Origin of the sequence: Cohnella boryungensis (genome assembly GCF_042651945.1) — a bacterium.
GTDB lineage: Bacteria > Bacillota > Bacilli > Paenibacillales > Paenibacillaceae > Cohnella > Cohnella boryungensis.
In genome coordinates this window covers 40766-57941 of sequence record NZ_JBHSED010000036.1, presented here as the reverse complement: position 1 = coordinate 57941, position 17176 = coordinate 40766, and the positions used below count along the sequence as shown (strand labels likewise).

The following is a 17176-nucleotide window of genomic DNA, read 5'->3' as shown; positions in this document are numbered from 1 at the left end:
GTCCGTCCAACTCAATAGGCGAACGCCACCGCTGCTGAAGATTGTTCGATTACATACTAAATTCCCAAGGTTAAATAGCAGTAAAATGCCGCTATTTTTCAACAGGATTCGATACAGAAAATCCTATTATTCCTTGAGAAATGATAGTATAAAGAGGAGAAAGGCGTCTATTCGACACCCATTCGGAAGGAACGACGCCGCAGAGGGGGATTCGCCGCAATGGCGAGCAATAAAACCATTATTACAAACAATCGATTTTTCATCTTTGCCATTATGTTACTCATCTTCGGCGTCTCCATCGTTTGGAAGCTATTCGCTCCAACACCGTACGCGCCAACATCTGCGGATAGAATTGTTCTGCACGGGAATGAAGGCGTATATAACGTAAACGAACAGATGGATGTTCTTGTGGATAAAAGCGGGGAATGGACGCTTGCAGACGTTCAATCTCCTCCAATCCATGCGCAATTTCAGCCGGCCTCCGGGAAGTCCGCTTTCGGCTTAACCGCCGGAACCTACTGGATTCGGACTACGGTAGACAATCAATCCCCTCTTGAGCAATGGGTCCTTCGTTTGAATAATTCGGTTATTGAACAGTTCGATATGTATATCCTTGGGGATCAATCCCATAGTCCCTTGCCCGCCCGAATTATTGAGAAAGCCAATGAACACTTCTACTCGTACTATTTCCAGCTGCCTGCACACGATTCGGTGACCGTCTATATGAAAGTCCGCATCAACGGCTCCATGATTATCCCGATCGAGCTGATGGATAATAACACCTTCCTTGGCAAACTGAAGAACGAATATATCTTCTTCGGTATCTATTACGGGTTTGTCCTGTTAATGGCCGCCTATATGTTATCCTTGTATGTTTTCAACCGCATGTCGGTTTATCTTTATTATTCGCTATACATCGTTTTTTTCAGCCTATCGCAGCTCGTTTGGAACGGACTATTGCAAGAGTTGCTTGGAGCAGATAGCCGATTATTGACGTTCTTGCTTCGTCTGTTCGGAAATTACGAAAGCATTGATTATTTCTTCTTTATTTCAAGCCTTTGGTTCGGCCTCTTGTTTATGGGCAAAATCCTTCAAATCGAAGTCTACGCTCCGCGCATGATGATCGTATACCGGGCGCTGAGCATCCTATCTCCTCTTGTTGTCGCAGCTTCCTTTTTCCATATCCCCGGTTATGAAACGCTAGCCATCTTATACGAATCGTTGTTTGCGGTACTGCTTGTGATCAGCACGATTTGGTGTATGTACAGAGGAAATCCGACAGCGCGTTATGTTATTCTGGCAGCGATTCCTTTCCTTGGTTTGGCTGCTCCTACCATATTGAATACCTATAGCCTGATGCAAGAGAGCTTTCTGACTCATTACGGCTTTCAATTCGGCGCGATTGCCGAGTTCCTCATGTTCTCGATCGCGTTATCCTACCAGATCAGACAGGCACGCATAGATAAAGAGAACGCCGTTCAGGAGATGAAGTTGAACGAGCAAATTCAACAAACGCGCAACGAGCTGCTGCAAAATATCTCCCATGACATTCGTACGCCGCTTACAATCGTGCAGGGCGGAATTCAAGCGATGATCCACGGTGTCGTGATCGAGCCGGGCGGGAATGACGACATGCTGAAATCCATGTACGACGAAGTGCTCCAGATCAACACGTTCATCGATCATTTGTTCGAATTGAGCCTCCTGAAACAGGCTCATGAAACATCGGTATTGGAATCGACACCATTCGCGGATTGGATCTTAAGCCAATTTGATTCGCTCCAAGCGATGATTCAATTGGCCGGGCTTCAAAGCCGCTGCTCTATCTCGGTCAATCCGCAAGCTGTCGTCCATATTCATGCTCATCAGATCAAGCGCGTGCTTGCCAACCTCGTAAACAATGCGTGCAAATTTTCGCCGGCCGGGAGCACCATTCATTTGTCAGCGAGCTCGTATAAGGGGCATGTGCTGGTAGGTGTGGGGGATGAAGGAAGAGGCATAGCTCCTGAACATCTCGATTCCGTTTTTGATCGGGCTTATAAGGTGGACCCGGCCGACCCCAAGAACGGCAGCGGCCTGGGACTGGCCATTGCGAAAGAAATTATCGGACTTCATAGCGGGACTATTTGGGTGGAAAGCGAGGCGGGAAGCGGCAGCCGATTTTACTTTAGATTGCCTGTTGATGCTTTTACGTCTTAAGATAGGAGCATACAGTTCTATATTTTTTTATAAAGTGCTAGAATAGAAAGAAACGTGCAATTTTTGTCAGATTAAAGGGGTTAGCGCATGATGGACTCTAAAGTCATTCTGGTTGTCGACGATCATCCCAGCTTTCAGAAGCTCGTAACCGCATTCCTGGTTCGAGAAGGATATGCCGTCCGCAATGCGCTGAATGCCGCACAAGCGCTCGCTCATCTGGAGCTCGAAGAACCCGATCTCATTTTATTGGACATCAAGATGCCCGATATGGACGGAATTGAATTATGTCAAAAAATACGGAATTACTACCACCGTCCCATTTTGTTCATTACCGGCACCAAGCAGGATGAAGAAAAAATAAAATCCTTGCAAGCGGGCGGCGATGATTGCATTATCAAGCCGTTCGATCCGCTGGACCTTGTACTGCGCGTTAAAGCTAACCTTCGTTGGAGCGCTTTGCTTGAAGGAAACGATAATAAAGCCCATATCTTGAACTTCCCGGGACTGCAGATCAACCTCGAACGCAAGCTGGTCATGTTGCATCAAAAGCCCGTAGTCTTGTCGGCCAAAGAATTTCAGATGCTCATCGCATTCGCCAAGCGGCCCAATCAAGTATTTGATCCCGAACAGCTGTATCGTCTCGTTTGGAAAGACGAATTCAACTATACCAAGGAAACCGTCAAAGTCCACATCCATAATCTTCGCAAAAAGATAGAGATTAACCCAGGAAAACCCGTTTATATCATTACCGTGAATGGGTTGGGGTACAAGTTTAATCCCTATGGCGCGGTGCAGTAACAGCAAAGATCATTCTTTTTTATCTTTATCCTGCTTATCCTTCTTATCCTTCTTATCTTTTTTATCTTTTTTGTCTTTCTTACCCTTTTCATCTTTTTTATCTTTTTTCCCCTTATCCCCTTTCTTATTTTCTTTAGAGACATTCCCTTTATTTATTTGGGCCGTCGCGGGACGATTAAACTCGGATATCGGAACACCCTCTAAGGCCAATGACATCATCTCTTTGAAGATTAAAGCCGGATATTGTCCGCCTGATGTCGTTAAGTAATGCTTGCTATCCGTATTGTCATACCCAAGCCAAACCGCCCCGACCAATTCCGGCGTGTACCCGACAAACCAAGCATCCTTAGAACCGCCAGTAATCCCTGCGAACTGCTTATTCTGCGGAAGCTGTGTCGTCCCCGTCTTTCCTGCCACCGGACGATTCATTGCCGCGTTCTTTCCTGTTCCTTCCCGAACAACATCGATCAACAGCTCTGTCATTGCATGAGCCTTAGCCGGTGACATCACCGATACGGATTGAAGCTTAGCTTCGGCTAACACTCGTCCATCTGCCGTAGTGATCTTGGTTATGGTATGCGCCGGAGCCTTTGTCCCTAGATTAGGAAAAACACTGTAGGCTTGCGCCAATTGAAGCGGAGATAGCCCTTGCGACAGTCCACCCAGCGCCAAGCTTAAGTTATTATCTTCTTCGCTTAACGGAATATCGAGCTTCTCAACAAACGCTTTTCCGGTTTGCAGACCGATCTCGTTCAATAACCAAACTGCCGGAATATTCCTCGAATGAATAACGGCATCTCGAAGCGATACCTGCCCCAACGTTCGGTGATCTGAATTATTGGGCTTATAGCCCTGAATATCTAACGGACCGTCGTACAGCATCGATTTCGCATCATAGCCCTTTTCCAAAGCAGGTCCATAGACCATCAGCGGTTTGAATGCAGAGCCTGGTTGTCTGACAAGCTGTGTCGCATGATTAAAGCCGCGAAATACATGTTCGCCCCGTTGCCCCACGATTCCGCGAATTCCACCCGTAGAAGGATCCATAATAACGGCTCCACTCTGTACGAGTTGATCGGGGGCGCTTTCGGGAAACAGAGAATCATTGCGATACGTATTTTCCATCGCACTCTGAACGACTGGATCTAGTTCTGTGTAGATAAGAAGATTTCCCGCTAACAGCTGGCGCTCCGTAAATCCATATAATTCGATGGCTTCATCGATTACTTCATCTGTATATGAAGCATATTGTCCCAGCAAATCATTTTGCTGATCCGAAGGAGCCTCCTTAAGTACCTGAACGGGCTCAACGATCGCTTGGTTATACTCATCATTCGAAATGAAGCCTTCGTCTCGCATTAAGCGGAGTACAAGATCCCTTCTCTCCAATGCCAGTTCCTTATTCTTAAGCGGAGAATAGCGGCTGGGAGCTTTCGGCAATGCGGCTAATAAAGCGGATTCGGACAATGTCAGGTCCTTCGTAGCCTTGCCGAAATACCGCTTAGCGGCTCTCTGTATTCCCCATTGACCTTCTCCAAAGTAAATTTGATTCAAGTACATTTCGAGAATCTGGTCTTTATTATAAGTAGATTCGATCTTGAGGGCATAAGCCGCTTCCGTCAGCTTTCGCGAGAACGTTTTTTCACCCGATAAAAAAACGTTTTTGGCGAGCTGCTGAGTAATCGTGCTTGCCCCCTGCGCCGCGCCGCCTTCCTTCACATTGCGGAACACAGCTCGAAGGATGCCGAAAGCGTCCACTCCAGTATGATCGTAATACCGCTTATCCTCGACGGCGACGATGGCTTGCTGCATATGTAACGGAATTTGGTCGAGCGATACGGGCTCGATTTTGACGGAAATCATCTGGGAGCTCGGCTCACCATTCTTATCAAGCAATTGAGTCGGTGCTAATATTGGAACTACAAGCTTCTCAATATCAAGAGAACTTATCCAGTAGGCCCCGATAGCCGCAAGCGACAAAAGTCCAAGAAGGATTCCAATGATCAAAATCCGAAATCTCACTAGAAATTTATAAAATCTCGCTCTGGACGATCTGTGATTATTGCCTTGTTCCTTAAGTAATTTTTGTTCTGTCATTGTTGTCTCCTGCTGTGGTAAAACGTATCATTAACCAGAATAGATCGTTTTCAAGTCTATAATAATAATAATGGTAAGAATTCGCCTTCTAGTCAAATGAAGATGTTTCCAAGACCTCGACGCGCCTGATACTTTTTTGAATATTGATTGGATGTATATAACCGACTTTAGGAGTGAAATGCATTGATAACCCTGTTTCGGTATAACTGGATTGTAAGAGATGAATGGTTTGAATTATGCAAACAAATTCCAAACAAGGAATTGCTGCATAAACGTGTTGGAGGAACAGGCAGTATTCTCTACACGTTTTTTCACATTATAGATGTGGAATATAGTTGGATTCGCGGAATACAGGGTAAACCCGATATCCAAGTACAATTTGAAGAATATGAGTCGCTTCAGCAGGTGAAGCAACTTTCAGATTCTTGGAGAAATGAAACGCATGAGTTCCTTAATTCATGGACAAGCGAATTTGAAAAAGAAGTTGTAACCGTTCCGTGGACGGATGAACATTACACCAAAGGTGAAATCTTACGTCATGTGATTGCTCATGAAATACATCATATGGGTCAGTTATCCATATGGATAAGAGAATTTGGATTACAACCAGTATCAGCGAATGTAATTGGAAGAGGTTTATTTAAGAATAATGTTCCTCAAACTCATTGAGAGGGACAGTACCTTTTTTGCTGTTTAACAACTCCTATTTCAACACTTTTAATAGAAAGACCCCTCCTGGCAGAAATATTCTGCCAGGAGGGGTTGATGCATAGCACTACTATATTATTTCGAACTACTTAAATCAAATCGGATTTCTGCAGCAATCTCCGGATCAGTGTTGCGACCTCGGCGCGGGTCATGTTTCCTTTCGGTGCAAGAACAGTCGTGCTCCTGCCGGATACGATGCCGGCTTGCACGGTTTCGAGCCATCCTCTGACCATCGGAGATAGCATTTCGGCGATCATTTCAATTTGAATCCTCTCGCGCAGCCGCATACAAATATTTCAGCAATACGACTGCAGCTTCTGCCCGGGTGACAGATGCAGCAGGCTCGAAGCGATTGCCGCTGCGGCCTCCAATAATGCCAAGCTGTCTCAGATCATAGACCGCCCCTCTTGCCCATGGCGGAATTGCTCCATCGTCGGCATACAAAGCAGGCTCAACCGCCCCGAATCCTTCCCTGCTATTCTCGCCGTACCGGACGCATCCAGCACCTGCTCCAGCGCTAGGGCACGTCGGACCAGAACCGCCAGCTCAGACCGAGTCAACCTCGCGGAAGGCCGGAAGGTCCCGTCCCCGTAGCCGGCCATCAGGTTAAGAGCCGCAGCTTGACCGACCGCATCAGAGGCCCAGGCACTGATCGCATCTGCATCGCGGAACACCGAACGGGCGTGCCTGGGATCGGGCCGCAGCAAGCGGATGAATACGACCGCGATTTCCTGCCGTGTAACCGGGTCCTCAGGGCGGAAGGTTCCATCCGGATAACCCTTCATCAAGCCTAGCTTGACTGCTCGTTGTACTGCCGCCTCTGCCCAATGTCGGGCAACATCCGAAAGGTCAGGTCTGTCTGATGAGTCGGGGGCTGCGGCAGGCGTTACCGCATTCGACGCCGTCGACATCGGCCCGTTCCCGACCGCGTTGATCGCCTGTAGCGTAAACGTGTAGGACACTCCCGCCCTCAGGCCCGTTACCCGGATCGGGCTCCCGCTGCCGGTGACCGCCACCCCGTCTGGCGCCGATACGACACGGTAGCCGGTAATCGGGCTTCCCCCGTCCGCGCTCGGCGCGACGAAGCTCACCGTCGCCTCCTGCACGCCCGCCGTTGCGCTCACCCCCGACGGCGCTCCGGGCGCTGTTGGCGCGATCGACGTTGACGAGGTTGGCTGTGTCGCTGGCTGTGTCTCAGGCGTCACCGCATTCGAGGCCGCCGACATCGGCCCATCCCCGAGCGCGTTGATCGCCTGCACAGTAAACGTGTAGGACACTCCCGCCCTCAGGCCCGTTACCCGGATCGGGCTCCCGCTGCCGGTCGCCTCTACCCCGTCAGACACCGATACGACACGGTAGCCGGTAATCGGGCTTCCCCCGTCCGCGCTCGGCGCGACGAAGCTCACCGTCGCCTCCTGCACGCCCGCCGTCGCGTTCAAGCTCCGGTCACCGTCAGCACCAGCGAGTGGTTGTCTCCTGCTGCAATGGCCTTGACGGGAGGAAGGTTGGCTATCTTGACCGGGGTCTGCAAGGAAAAGACGTTGCCATGCCCAAGACGACCTTCGCTGCCGTTGCCAAATGAATAAACGTCTCCATTTGCCGTCAGCACCAGAGAATGGTTGTTGCCTGCTGCTGCAGAGACCGCATCGGATACTCCGGTGATCTTCTGCGGCTCATAGCGCGTGGATGTGTGCCCAAGTCCCAATTGTCCTTCATTATTGTAGCCTGTCGAGAACACCTCTCCGCCTGCTGTTACAAACAGGGTGAAATTACTGCCTGCCGCCACCGCCCGCACAGGGGCATTCACATCAACGATTTCCGGGACGTATTGATTAGGCAGGCTCGCAGGTCCGAGCCCCAATTGTCCGGACAGGTTTTCCCCAAAGGCATACAAGGAAATCGGGGATGCGCTTGCTTGCGTCGAATCGGCCCTTAATAATATTCTTTGCCGTTGTCCGAAACCCTTTGATTGGTAAAACAGAACGACTAGATTCAATAGGGGGTCATCTGGCCTTCTTCATCCTCCCAGGCAGCCCGTATTTCGTTTCCAGGGACAGCGCCATTCGTTCTGTCCTAGCTATCCCCTGTTGCTATAAGACATAGAGAAACCCCTCCCGGCAGAGAGATTCTGCGAGGGGGGCTTTGAATCGCACGATATTCATTCGAACTGCTTAAATTAAATCGGATTCCTAAAGCAATCTCCGAATTCATCAGAGCTTTTATAATACCTATTTGTCATTTTTATACATCTCAAATTCCAATACATACAAGCTCGATTCAAGACTGTAAATGCCAAGCATATCGGGCGTAAGATCAAATGACTTCATATCGTCAACGATATCTTTCCGTTCACCCGACGCCAAGTGGACACCCCAATTCGCATGAGATTTTCCATCGGCACTAATATTCACGTCACTCATATCGGCGGATAATACGGTAACACGTGCGCCGGGATTATAAACATAAACACTGTATTCCCAAGGATTACCTCCATCATCCTTCATATTTTCGGTTCGAACCTCGTAGACGTTTGTTACCTCAAGTTTGAGTCCGCCAAAATTAAAAGTTTTAGTTTCTCCGTTTTGTGTCGGATCTGGTGTTGGAGAAGGTGTTTGAGATAACGTTGAAGTAGGTGCTGAACTCGAAATAGGGCTGGGGTTCATCGTTTCAGTAGGGGTACTGTTATTGCATCCGACTAGCAACATCAACATAGTAATGGCCATGAGGATTACCATAGCACGTAGCGTTTGATGAGAGTTGTTCATTATAGATTTCTCCTTCCACAATGATTGGGTCTGTAAAGAATTTTGTGTAAACTCTTTTATGTGAACAATTCCCCCGAGGGGGAACTGGCTCATTAAGGCAGGTGGTGCTTAATGCGGTCCGGATAAAAAACGGAGAGCTGGAGGAGGATTTGTCCCCAATTTTGCACTCTGCCGGTCCATTTGCGTATCACATCTTGCGTAGCCAGATATAGCATTTTGAGCAGCGCTTCATCTGACGGGAAGATGCTTTTTCCCTTTGTAACCTTGCGTAGTTGCCGGTGATAGCTCTCGATCATATTCGTTGTATAGATGAGCTTGCGAATCTCAGGAGGAAACTTAAAGAACGTGGCCAGCTCGTCCCAGTTGTTACGCCATGAGCGTACGATAAGTGGATATTTGCTGCCCCAGACTTCTTCAAAGCGATCCGACTCCAGCTTCGCTGCCTCCTCCGTTACGGCCTTGTAGATCGGCCTCAGGTCAGCAGTTACTTTCTTCAGATCCTTGTAGGAGACGTAGCGCGTCGAGTTGCGAACCTGGTGGATGATGCACTTCTGGATGTCTGTCTTTGGATAGCTGGCCCCAATCGCTTCCGTAAAGCCCTTCAAGTTATCTACGCAGTTGATGAGGATATCTTGTACGCCGCGGTTCTTGAGGTCATTTAGGACGCTGAGCCAGAACTTAGACGATTCGTTCTCACCGATCCACATGCCCAGAACATCCTTGTTGCCGTCAAGGTCAATCCCAATCACCATATAGGCTGCTTTATTCACAATGGCGCCGTTTTGCTTCACCTTGTAGTGAATGGCATCCATGAATACTACCGCGTATACGCTCTGCAGCGGTCGATTCTGCCATTCTTTGATGATCGGCACAATCTTGTTCGTGACGTTCGATATCATGGTCGGCGAGACCTCAATGCCGTACAATTGATGCAAATGATCTTGGATGTCCCGTGTACTTATGCCCTTGGAATACATCGCGATGATCTGGTCTTCAATGCCGGTTACGTTCTTCTGGTGCTTCTTGACGATCATCGGTTCAAAATCGCCGTTGCGGTCGCGCGGTACCTCAATGTCGAGCTCGCCATACTCGCTGATAATCGTTTTCTTGGTCTTGCCGTTACGGCTGTTGCTTGTTTCCTTGTTCGTAATCTCGTGCTTCTTGTAGCCCAGCTCTGAGTCAAGCTCGGCCTCAAGCATGGATTGCAGCGTCTCAGCAAACAATTCTTTCAGCGCTGATTGCACATCATCCATTGTCTTCAGATTGTTGTCCTTGATGAATGCCTTGACCTGATCTTTGCTAAACTGTGCCATTTGTGTCGTCATCCTCTCAAACCAACCTTTCTCTTAGTTTAATAGATTTAGGTTTGAGAGTTTACACAATTTATTTTACACACTCTTGATTAGCCCAAACTGCTGAATGTGCACTGAACAGCAACATAAAAATGAGAACTGCACTTGCTAACGTTTTCAAGTGATTCCATCTTCGTATCAATTTCATTCTTTCTCCTATCATGGTCATTCATGGTCATTTAGTATGTATAGTTCCTTGCAGTTGCCTCATGTTAAAGTAATTAGCTTCTAAATTTACTCAGTAACTTGTCGGTAGCCGTTTTATTTTGCCCATCCTATTTAGCTATTTTTGCGAAAGCTCTTGCCGAGTTTATGTAGTCTGATAGAACTCCTCACTATTTGGATTATAGCAAATATAGCCCGAACTCAAGAAGCTTCGGGCGGTCTGGCTTTTCAAACAGGTAAATTGTGGTTCTCAAACACTACTCCTTAACCAGTAACACACAGCACTCAACATGCCCCGTATGCGGGAAAATATTATCTTGTGATCTGCTACAGTCCGCTTATCTGTCGATCATTCCAAGGGTTTGCAGCATCCTAATAAACACAACCGCCGCTTGGGCACGTGTCGTTTCACCCTTCGGACTGAACGAATTTGCGCCTGTGCCATTCATGATTTGAAGATTGACCGTCAAGCGAATGTCCTCCAGATAGGCTGCGTCCGCGCTTACGATATCCTTGTAGCCATCCAAGCTAACGAATTCCTTGGTGATCGGCAGCTTCTCCAATGAAATGACTTTCGCCAGCATGCTCGCCATTTCCTCGCGAGTCAGCGGCTGATCGGGCTTGAAGCTATTGCCTTGTACAAAGTTCAAAAGTCCAAGCTCTTTCGCTTTGGTAATCTCGTCGAAGTACCATGCGTCGGACTTTACATCGAAATAGGACAATGTACTGCCGGTTGATGTGCCTCTTCCCAGCGACCGAACTAACATGGCGGTAAACTCCGCTCTCGTGACTATGCGATTCGGGTCGTATTTGCCATTGCCGACCCCATCAACAAGTCCTTTCGCCGAGGCAAGCTGGACGAACGATTTGCCCCAATGCTCCAGCATATCGGTGAAACTCATGGTATTTTCCGCCACGACGTAAACGCTGTTAGAGCGTGAGCTGATCATCACATACCATACACCGTCGATCTGTACCTTCTTAGCGGAGACAAACTCAAACTTCTTGGTCGTCTCATTGTAGCGGAAAGCGCCCCATTGCGTAGGTACGACCATCATGTTCCTAGGCATCGGAATAACCCGAGTTAGCGCCTGATTGAACTGATCTGCCTTGCCGATGTTTTTCCCCGTCTTGAAGTTGATGATCTCTAAGTGAAAATCCACAATAGAGCCCATCACTTGACGATTTGGCAATCCGTTTGCCCATGCAGCTTGGATATCCTTATTGCCGGTCTTATCAGTCAAGGTGATCTTGAAGCTAATATCCTCGGCTGTGATATGATTCTCTGCAAGCATGTCCTTCAGCCCCGGAATGGTCGACGTTAGATTGACCGGTACTTGATAGCTGCCGTAAGGCGTCTTGATTTCGATAATAAAGGCGGCGTTCTTGCTCTCAAAGCCGGTCAAAATGCTTGCCGGTATGCTGACATAGGCTACGCCATCCTTCGGCGTAACTTCCAGCGTGATGGATGACTTCGTTGTATCTATTTTATCCGGGCTAAGCGGCACACCGTTCTGGTCGATGACCGGATTGGTGGCGGCAGGCGTTGAGCCGCTATTCTCGTTGCTATTCGAAGGCGTTGTATCGTTCACCCTTATCGCAAACGACTGCGCAGATCCTCCGCTGAACGTGAACGTCAAACTGGCCGTTCCGACCGGTTGCGCCATCAAGTACGCCTTCAGAATCGTCACCGTGTTGCCCGATACGGTATAGTCCGTTCCCGACACGAGTGTCGTCGCTCCGTTGGCAATATAGGTCAGCGTTTTGCCGTTCAGCGTCAGTGTTGTCGTTACATTGCTATTCGCCGCTGTTCCGGCGTATTTGTCGAAGTTTGCGTTTGTCGGGCTAATTACTGGAGCGCGCATATCGAGAAGCGTTACCGTTCCAGACGATTGTGAGCTTTCTACGGCATTGCCCGCCGCATCAAAGACGGATGCGCCATCCGCCGGCACTACTTCAATGGTTTCATTACCGGTCGTAATACCCGTTATGTCAAGATTTACTCGAATGGCGGTCTCTCCGCCAGTCAAATCTCCTCCATCTGTTTTCTTTAAAGAATGAATCGAAACAGAGGAAGCAGTTCCGCCATTTCTAGTGAAGTTCAATCGTAAGTCGTTTGAAGTCAAAGCGCCCGAGCCATTACCCGTTGCAAATACGCCTTCACTAAACATCACGTCGATATAGGCATTACCATTGCCTAAAGTGTGGCCGGTAATCGTTGGGGCTGTTGTATCGATTAACACACCCGACATATCGCCTACGTTGTTTAATGTTAAGTCCGCATCGTTGCCTATCACATCCTTCATCAAACCGCCATTCAGTGACAAGGTTGCAATGGCAATGCCATCGTTGTCATGATCTCCAGCTTGCACGGTATACCTGAATTGTAAGGTGTGCGTATTTGACAATGTCTCGCTAATCAAGGAGGCTATACGATTCGTTCCTCCTATATGGATCTCAAGCTGCGGTGTCCCTACTCCAGTAAACGTAATATTCTTACTCATAGTCACGGTAAAATCTAATGAATCGCCAGTTTTATAATGACCAGCGTCTGGTACCGCTATGCTGGATATCTCTGGAGGTATTGCATCCACGAGTATCCCCGTTGTGTCAGGGACATTGTTTGGCGTTGACGTTGCTGCTAAAGCATTGCCCGCATCATCATAAATCGTATTATTGCTTAACAATACGCCGACATTAATGCCATCGGTATCCAAATCTCCGGATTGAACCTTATAAATGAAATGAAGTATTTTGTCGTCGGATTCGGCGGACTCATACGATGCTGCACGATTCACTCCACCGATAATCAGTGTTAGTTGCGGTGTAGGTGTTCCCGTAGTAACCGTAATATTTTTGCTCATGGTCACTTTAAACTCTAATGAATCGCCGGTTTTATACGTCGCATCGCTCGGTACCGCTACGCTATTTATCGTTGGAGCTGTTGTATCCACTAATACGTTCGCTGTGCTTCCCACGTTATTTAGCGTTAATACCGCATCGTTGCCTGCATAATCCTTGATCGATCCGTCATTGAGCGTCGCTCCAACGGAAATTCCGTCAGCATCCATTTGTCCAGCTTGCACGGTGTAGCTGAATTGCAACGTGTCTGTCCCCGAACCGCTTGCATAGGCAGCTTGAACAACTGTTGTTCCTATAATCAATGAGATACTTGGAGTGCCCGTAACGAATACGGGCTCACTCATGCGTACTGTAAAAACCAAGTTTTTTCCTAAACCGTAATAACCACTGGCAGGAACCGATACGCTCGTCACAGTTGGACTCAACGTGTCAATGGAGTAATTGTTAGATTGGACGGTTCCTATTCCCACTTCGTTAGAGGCATTTACTACGCCAGCTTTGTTGACCGTGATCATATTCGTGGGGGCGTTGATACCATCAGCCGGCGTGAGGGTTGCGGTATAGGTGATGTTATTACTAGTTGCAAGGGCGCTTAAAGTGCCGTTTTCTGCTATCAGGTTTGCACGGGTAAATCCAGTCACCGCTTCTGAGAAGGTGATCGTCACCAGCGAAGTTTCGCCGATAGACAGATCATTGTTAGCGACCACGATGGTGGCATCCGGAGGGGCGGCAAACGCTCTGTCGGTTAGGTACAAAGGTTGCAATCCTAAAATTATTAAGCCTAGAACTAACTTCCACAATCTTCTCGCTTGATACATATCAGTATCCCCACTCACGTTGTTAGATTCTTTTGCTAGTAGCAGGTATCGTTATCTACTACACTGGATTACGGGCATAGAAGAAATCCTATCTTTAATTCCTGCTGTATTGCTTATTTAAAATATTCTACAAAATGCTACGAAAACCCTCCATTATCAACTGATTGCGATCGGCGGACATCGCTGTATCATTCCTACGGAGACACCGCGAGCGCCTGACTTTGAAAGGAGACGAGCGTCAAACTTCTGCTGAGTATGGAGCGACGCTCATTCCTAACTCAATCTAAGAGAGACGGGTAATGGCGCATATCCAAACGAAAAAAAAGCCAAGGCGCTAACTACACCTAAGCTTTGACGGATAGGTAAATGCGGCTTCCAAACACTACTCCCTAACCAACAACACACAGCACTCCACATGTGTCGAATGGGGGAACATCAGCGCGAAGGGGATGGCTAGTAACAGGAGCCACCCGCCTGCTTGGAAGGTACGGCTCATTCTCTCGAAACCTGTGCTTGATAGCTGATTAAGATTCCTATTTTCCCATTATGCATATACTCTGTCGCTCCGGAACGTTCGGCCCCCCCTGCCCATCTCGTATGGCGAAGTAATGCCCTCGTAGGACAATGCATCATCATCCCGACTGAAGCGTGCTAAAAATTATGGAAATGATCCATCCATATTCCGGGATTGTCCGCTCTGAAAGCATTTTCGAAAGTGTCGTCGGGAGCCGTGTTCAGCGTATCGGACCACTAAGGACTGCCAGTCGAGGGCTCTTCGTTGCGGCTGAGAACAAGTATATGATGGCCGTGCGGTGCATCGGATGATCCGTAGGACTGCGGTTAATAATCTTCATTTTCACCAGATCGTCTTCATTGACGGAGAACATGGGCGTGTCGGGAAACAGCTTGCCAGTCATCGTGAACGCATATCGGAATGCGCCGTCATAGAAGCCGAGCTTCTTGTCGAATGGCCTAGCTTGACTTGGAGTGTTGAACTTCTTCCTTGGGTGTAGTTAGCCGTATGGCATTCAATCACTCTTACCTCCTCGTCAAGCTTGAACAAAGCAAGGCCCCTTTCCTCCCGCAGGTTGTGTTGTCCTGATTTTATAGGTAATACGCGCCCCTCGGTCTCTTACTTTTATGTTACGGCCTGTTTCGTCGCTCGCCCTGTTCTCCGAAAGGTACTTTCGTCGATGCGCTTCTACGCCCGGATTTCGCCGTGCGCAGGCATCCAAGCTACGCGGCCTTCCCGCGACTGGTCTTTCACCAGCACGCTATAGAGAAATAAGGTTATCCTGCACGCTGATAAGCACGTGCAGGATAACCTCATGTTAACAAATATCAGATTAGATCGGATAGCTGTAGCAGGCGTTGCACGATGGTCGCAGCTTCGGCTCTCGTCACGAAGTCCTGTGGCGCAAGTTTTGCATCGCTTTTCCCCTGTATGACTCCTGACTGGATACAATCTGCAATTCCGCCCAACGCCCAATTGGAGGCAGAAGCCGCATCCGTATACGGAAGTAGTGCTTCATCTGCCGCTTGGCCGGGTAGCTTGGCTTTAAGTCCGGTGAATATCATGGCTCTGGATAACATGACCATCGCTTGCTCGCGAGAAATTCGATCATTCGGATGAAACGTGCCGTCTTCAAATCCAGTAATCAAGCGATAGGTATATACTGTATTCACGACATTGTTGTACCAAGCCGACTGGGGAGTATCCGAGAATGGTGCAGCTTCATTCTCCATAGGCAGCCCTAATCCACGAACGAGTATCGCGGCAAACTCCGCTCGGGTAACTTCCCGATCCGGCTCATACAAGTTACCTGTACCTTCAACGATCATCCGCTCACCCATGTCGCGGATAGCCTGTTCGGCCCAATGACTCGCCACATCTTTTAATTTTGCAGAATGAGATACAATTGCGAACGTGCCGTTATTCAGGCTGCTGACTTTTACATAATGCTGGTTTTCAATCACAACGACTTGGATTGGTACAGTGCGGAACATACCATTCGGTTCAACGACTACGGCTGCTGTCACCGAATCCGGGTTCACGTTGTCCGGAATCGCAATCCAATGTTCCAGGAAAGTGTTGAACTTCGAAACTTCGACTGTTGTCTCACCGTATGTCGCCTGGATGTTATATTCAATCGGCGGCACTAGGAGGGTGAACACGCCTTTGGATACGGCATCTTTGATCGAATTAGCCGTGTTCTGTGCTCCCCGTGTGTTAATCTCTACTTTTAGTTTGATGTTCTGCAGGGCAACCGAATCGCCAAACTGGCTGACTAAAGCTTCAAGGTTGATTTGCTGCACTGGCAACACATACTTGGCCTTGTCGGTTTCAAGAGTAATGACAGCTTGCTTTGTTGCCATGCTTCTGAACAATTGGACGTCCATCTCAGCCACAACCCTATCAAAGCTTGAGTTCGCCCGATAGGTGATGATCGCGCCTTGTTCTTCCGCTGCAAGTCGATTCTCAAGCTTGGTCCGATCGACAACGATCGTCAGCATCTTGTTGCCGTGATCCACTGTTGCTTTCGCTCCCGCTTCGACCACTTGATGGTTAAGAAGGACGTCCGCGAGTTGAACTGCAATCTCTTCGTTATCGGTGTTGTTGCTGTTGTTATTGTTGTTGCCGCCGCCGGGCGGGGAACTTGGGATGACTGCATTGGATGCAGCAGAAGCCATGCTTTTTCCGACATCATTAATCGCTTTAATTGTAAAGGTATAACTTATGCCAGCGGTCAGGCCGGTCACCGTGATTGGGCTTGAGGCTCCGCTTCGCACAATTCCTCCCGATGAAACAGTCACTTCATAGCTGGTGATGGCATAACCACCGTCATTGGCCGGGGGGGTAAAGGAAACGGTTGCCTGCCCATCCCCAGCAACGGCTATTACATTTGTAGGTGCGTCGGGAAAAGTACCTGGTGTGGCGATGGCTTCATTCGACGCCTCACTCAAGCCTCCTGAATTACCTGCTTTTACGATAAAGTAATATGTCGTTCCGTTCATTAGCCCGGTCATGTTGTATGTCGCGTCCGTAACCGTAACAGCAGCCGGTTCGGTAAACAGACCTTGAACGGTCGATACGTACACATTGTAATAGGTTGCGCCAGTCACTGTAGCCCAGTTTAAGTTGACCTGACGGTCTGCTCTATCCGCAGTCAATTGTTGCGCGCTTGCAGGAGCGATATTAACGGTCACCACATAATTCTGCGTGGAGCCATCCGCTGCGGTCACCGTGTACGTCACCGGGTTGGTGAAGTCCTGCGCAGCGCCGCTGGTCGGCGAGATACTCGCGCCCGTGTGCGCAATTGTCGGCGTCAACGACGTGACGTCCGTTCCATACGGCACGGTTACAGCAATCGTATGATTCGCCTCGTTTACCGTACCCGCAGCAGTTGGTGTA

The 17176-nt window shown here is 48.6% G+C and carries 13 protein-coding genes; 3 read left to right on the top strand and 10 right to left on the bottom strand.

What is annotated here, in order from left to right; translation table 11 throughout:
• The first annotated feature begins 219 nt into the window (after positions 1-219).
• Positions 220-2199 carry a 7TM diverse intracellular signaling domain-containing protein gene (locus ACFO1S_RS17290; protein WP_204603839.1) on the top strand — a complete coding sequence of 660 codons (1980 nt, stop codon included), beginning with the start codon at positions 220-222 and terminating at the stop codon, positions 2197-2199.
• A gap of 87 nt (positions 2200-2286) precedes the next feature.
• Entirely contained in the window at positions 2287-2997 is a 711-nt protein-coding gene (locus ACFO1S_RS17285; RefSeq protein WP_204603838.1) for a response regulator transcription factor, read from the top strand.
• Positions 2998-3006: 9 nt separating this feature from the next.
• On the opposite strand, the gene ACFO1S_RS17280 is transcribed toward ACFO1S_RS17285, so the two are convergent.
• Positions 3007-5094: a transglycosylase domain-containing protein gene (locus ACFO1S_RS17280; protein WP_204603837.1), complete on the bottom strand. Its 2088-nt coding sequence runs from the start codon at positions 5092-5094 to the stop codon at positions 3007-3009.
• Positions 5095-5277: 183 nt separating this feature from the next.
• Here ACFO1S_RS17280 and ACFO1S_RS17275 point away from each other — a divergent pair, with 183 nt between their 5' ends.
• Entirely contained in the window at positions 5278-5763 is a 486-nt protein-coding gene (locus ACFO1S_RS17275) for a DinB family protein (protein WP_204603836.1), read from the top strand.
• A 128-nt stretch (positions 5764-5891) separates the two neighbouring features.
• Here ACFO1S_RS17275 and ACFO1S_RS17270 read toward each other — a convergent pair whose 3' ends face one another.
• The 9 genes from ACFO1S_RS17270 to ACFO1S_RS17230 all read right to left on the bottom strand — a co-directional run.
• Positions 5892-6059, bottom strand: coding sequence for an S-layer homology domain-containing protein (locus tag ACFO1S_RS17270; RefSeq protein ID WP_204603835.1), 168 nt, complete (start codon positions 6057-6059; stop codon positions 5892-5894).
• Between the two features lies 1 nt (position 6060).
• Positions 6061-6246, bottom strand: a complete 186-nt coding sequence (locus tag ACFO1S_RS17265) for an S-layer homology domain-containing protein (RefSeq protein ID WP_204603834.1) — start codon at positions 6244-6246, stop codon at positions 6061-6063.
• Positions 6189-7241 (bottom strand): S-layer homology domain-containing protein, encoded by a 1053-nt coding sequence (locus ACFO1S_RS17260; RefSeq protein ID WP_204603833.1) that lies wholly within the window; start codon positions 7239-7241, stop codon positions 6189-6191. Before ACFO1S_RS17260 ends, ACFO1S_RS17265 begins: the two co-directional genes overlap by 58 nt.
• Positions 7238-7798 carry an RCC1 domain-containing protein gene (locus ACFO1S_RS17255; RefSeq protein WP_378127218.1) on the bottom strand — a complete coding sequence of 187 codons (561 nt, stop codon included), beginning with the start codon at positions 7796-7798 and terminating at the stop codon, positions 7238-7240. The genes ACFO1S_RS17260 and ACFO1S_RS17255 overlap by 4 nt, the downstream gene beginning before the upstream one ends.
• A 232-nt stretch (positions 7799-8030) precedes the next feature.
• Positions 8031-8567: a hypothetical protein gene (locus tag ACFO1S_RS17250; RefSeq protein WP_204603831.1), complete on the bottom strand. Its 537-nt coding sequence runs from the start codon at positions 8565-8567 to the stop codon at positions 8031-8033.
• Positions 8568-8659: 92 nt separating this feature from the next.
• Complete coding sequence (locus ACFO1S_RS17245) at positions 8660-9880, bottom strand: IS256 family transposase (protein ID WP_204603830.1); 1221 nt, start codon at positions 9878-9880, stop codon at positions 8660-8662.
• 542 nt (positions 9881-10422) lie between these two features.
• Positions 10423-13764 carry an S-layer homology domain-containing protein gene (locus ACFO1S_RS17240; protein WP_204603829.1) on the bottom strand — a complete coding sequence of 1114 codons (3342 nt, stop codon included), beginning with the start codon at positions 13762-13764 and terminating at the stop codon, positions 10423-10425.
• Between the two features lie 651 nt (positions 13765-14415).
• Positions 14416-14502 carry a hypothetical protein gene (locus tag ACFO1S_RS17235; protein ID WP_378127263.1) on the bottom strand — a complete coding sequence of 29 codons (87 nt, stop codon included), beginning with the start codon at positions 14500-14502 and terminating at the stop codon, positions 14416-14418.
• 603 nt (positions 14503-15105) lie between these two features.
• Positions 15106-17176, bottom strand: a 2071-nt coding sequence (locus tag ACFO1S_RS17230; protein ID WP_378127215.1) for an S-layer homology domain-containing protein, incomplete at its 5' end; no start/stop codon positions are given.

Excerpts from the sequence above, each read along its gene's own strand:
- ACFO1S_RS17240 (WP_204603829.1), bottom strand. The coding sequence starts at position 13,764 with ATGTATCAAGCGAGAAGATTGTGGAAGTTAGTTCTAGGCTTAATAATT.
- ACFO1S_RS17270 (WP_204603835.1), bottom strand. The coding sequence starts at position 6,059 with ATGATCGCCGAAATGCTATCTCCGATGGTCAGAGGATGGCTCGAAACC.
- ACFO1S_RS17280 (WP_204603837.1), bottom strand. The coding sequence starts at position 5,094 with ATGACAGAACAAAAATTACTTAAGGAACAAGGCAATAATCACAGATCG.
- ACFO1S_RS17285 (WP_204603838.1), top strand. The coding sequence starts at position 2,287 with ATGATGGACTCTAAAGTCATTCTGGTTGTCGACGATCATCCCAGCTTT.
- ACFO1S_RS17245 (WP_204603830.1), bottom strand. The coding sequence starts at position 9,880 with ATGGCACAGTTTAGCAAAGATCAGGTCAAGGCATTCATCAAGGACAAC.
- ACFO1S_RS17290 (WP_204603839.1), top strand. The coding sequence starts at position 220 with ATGGCGAGCAATAAAACCATTATTACAAACAATCGATTTTTCATCTTT.
- ACFO1S_RS17250 (WP_204603831.1), bottom strand. The coding sequence starts at position 8,567 with ATGAACAACTCTCATCAAACGCTACGTGCTATGGTAATCCTCATGGCC.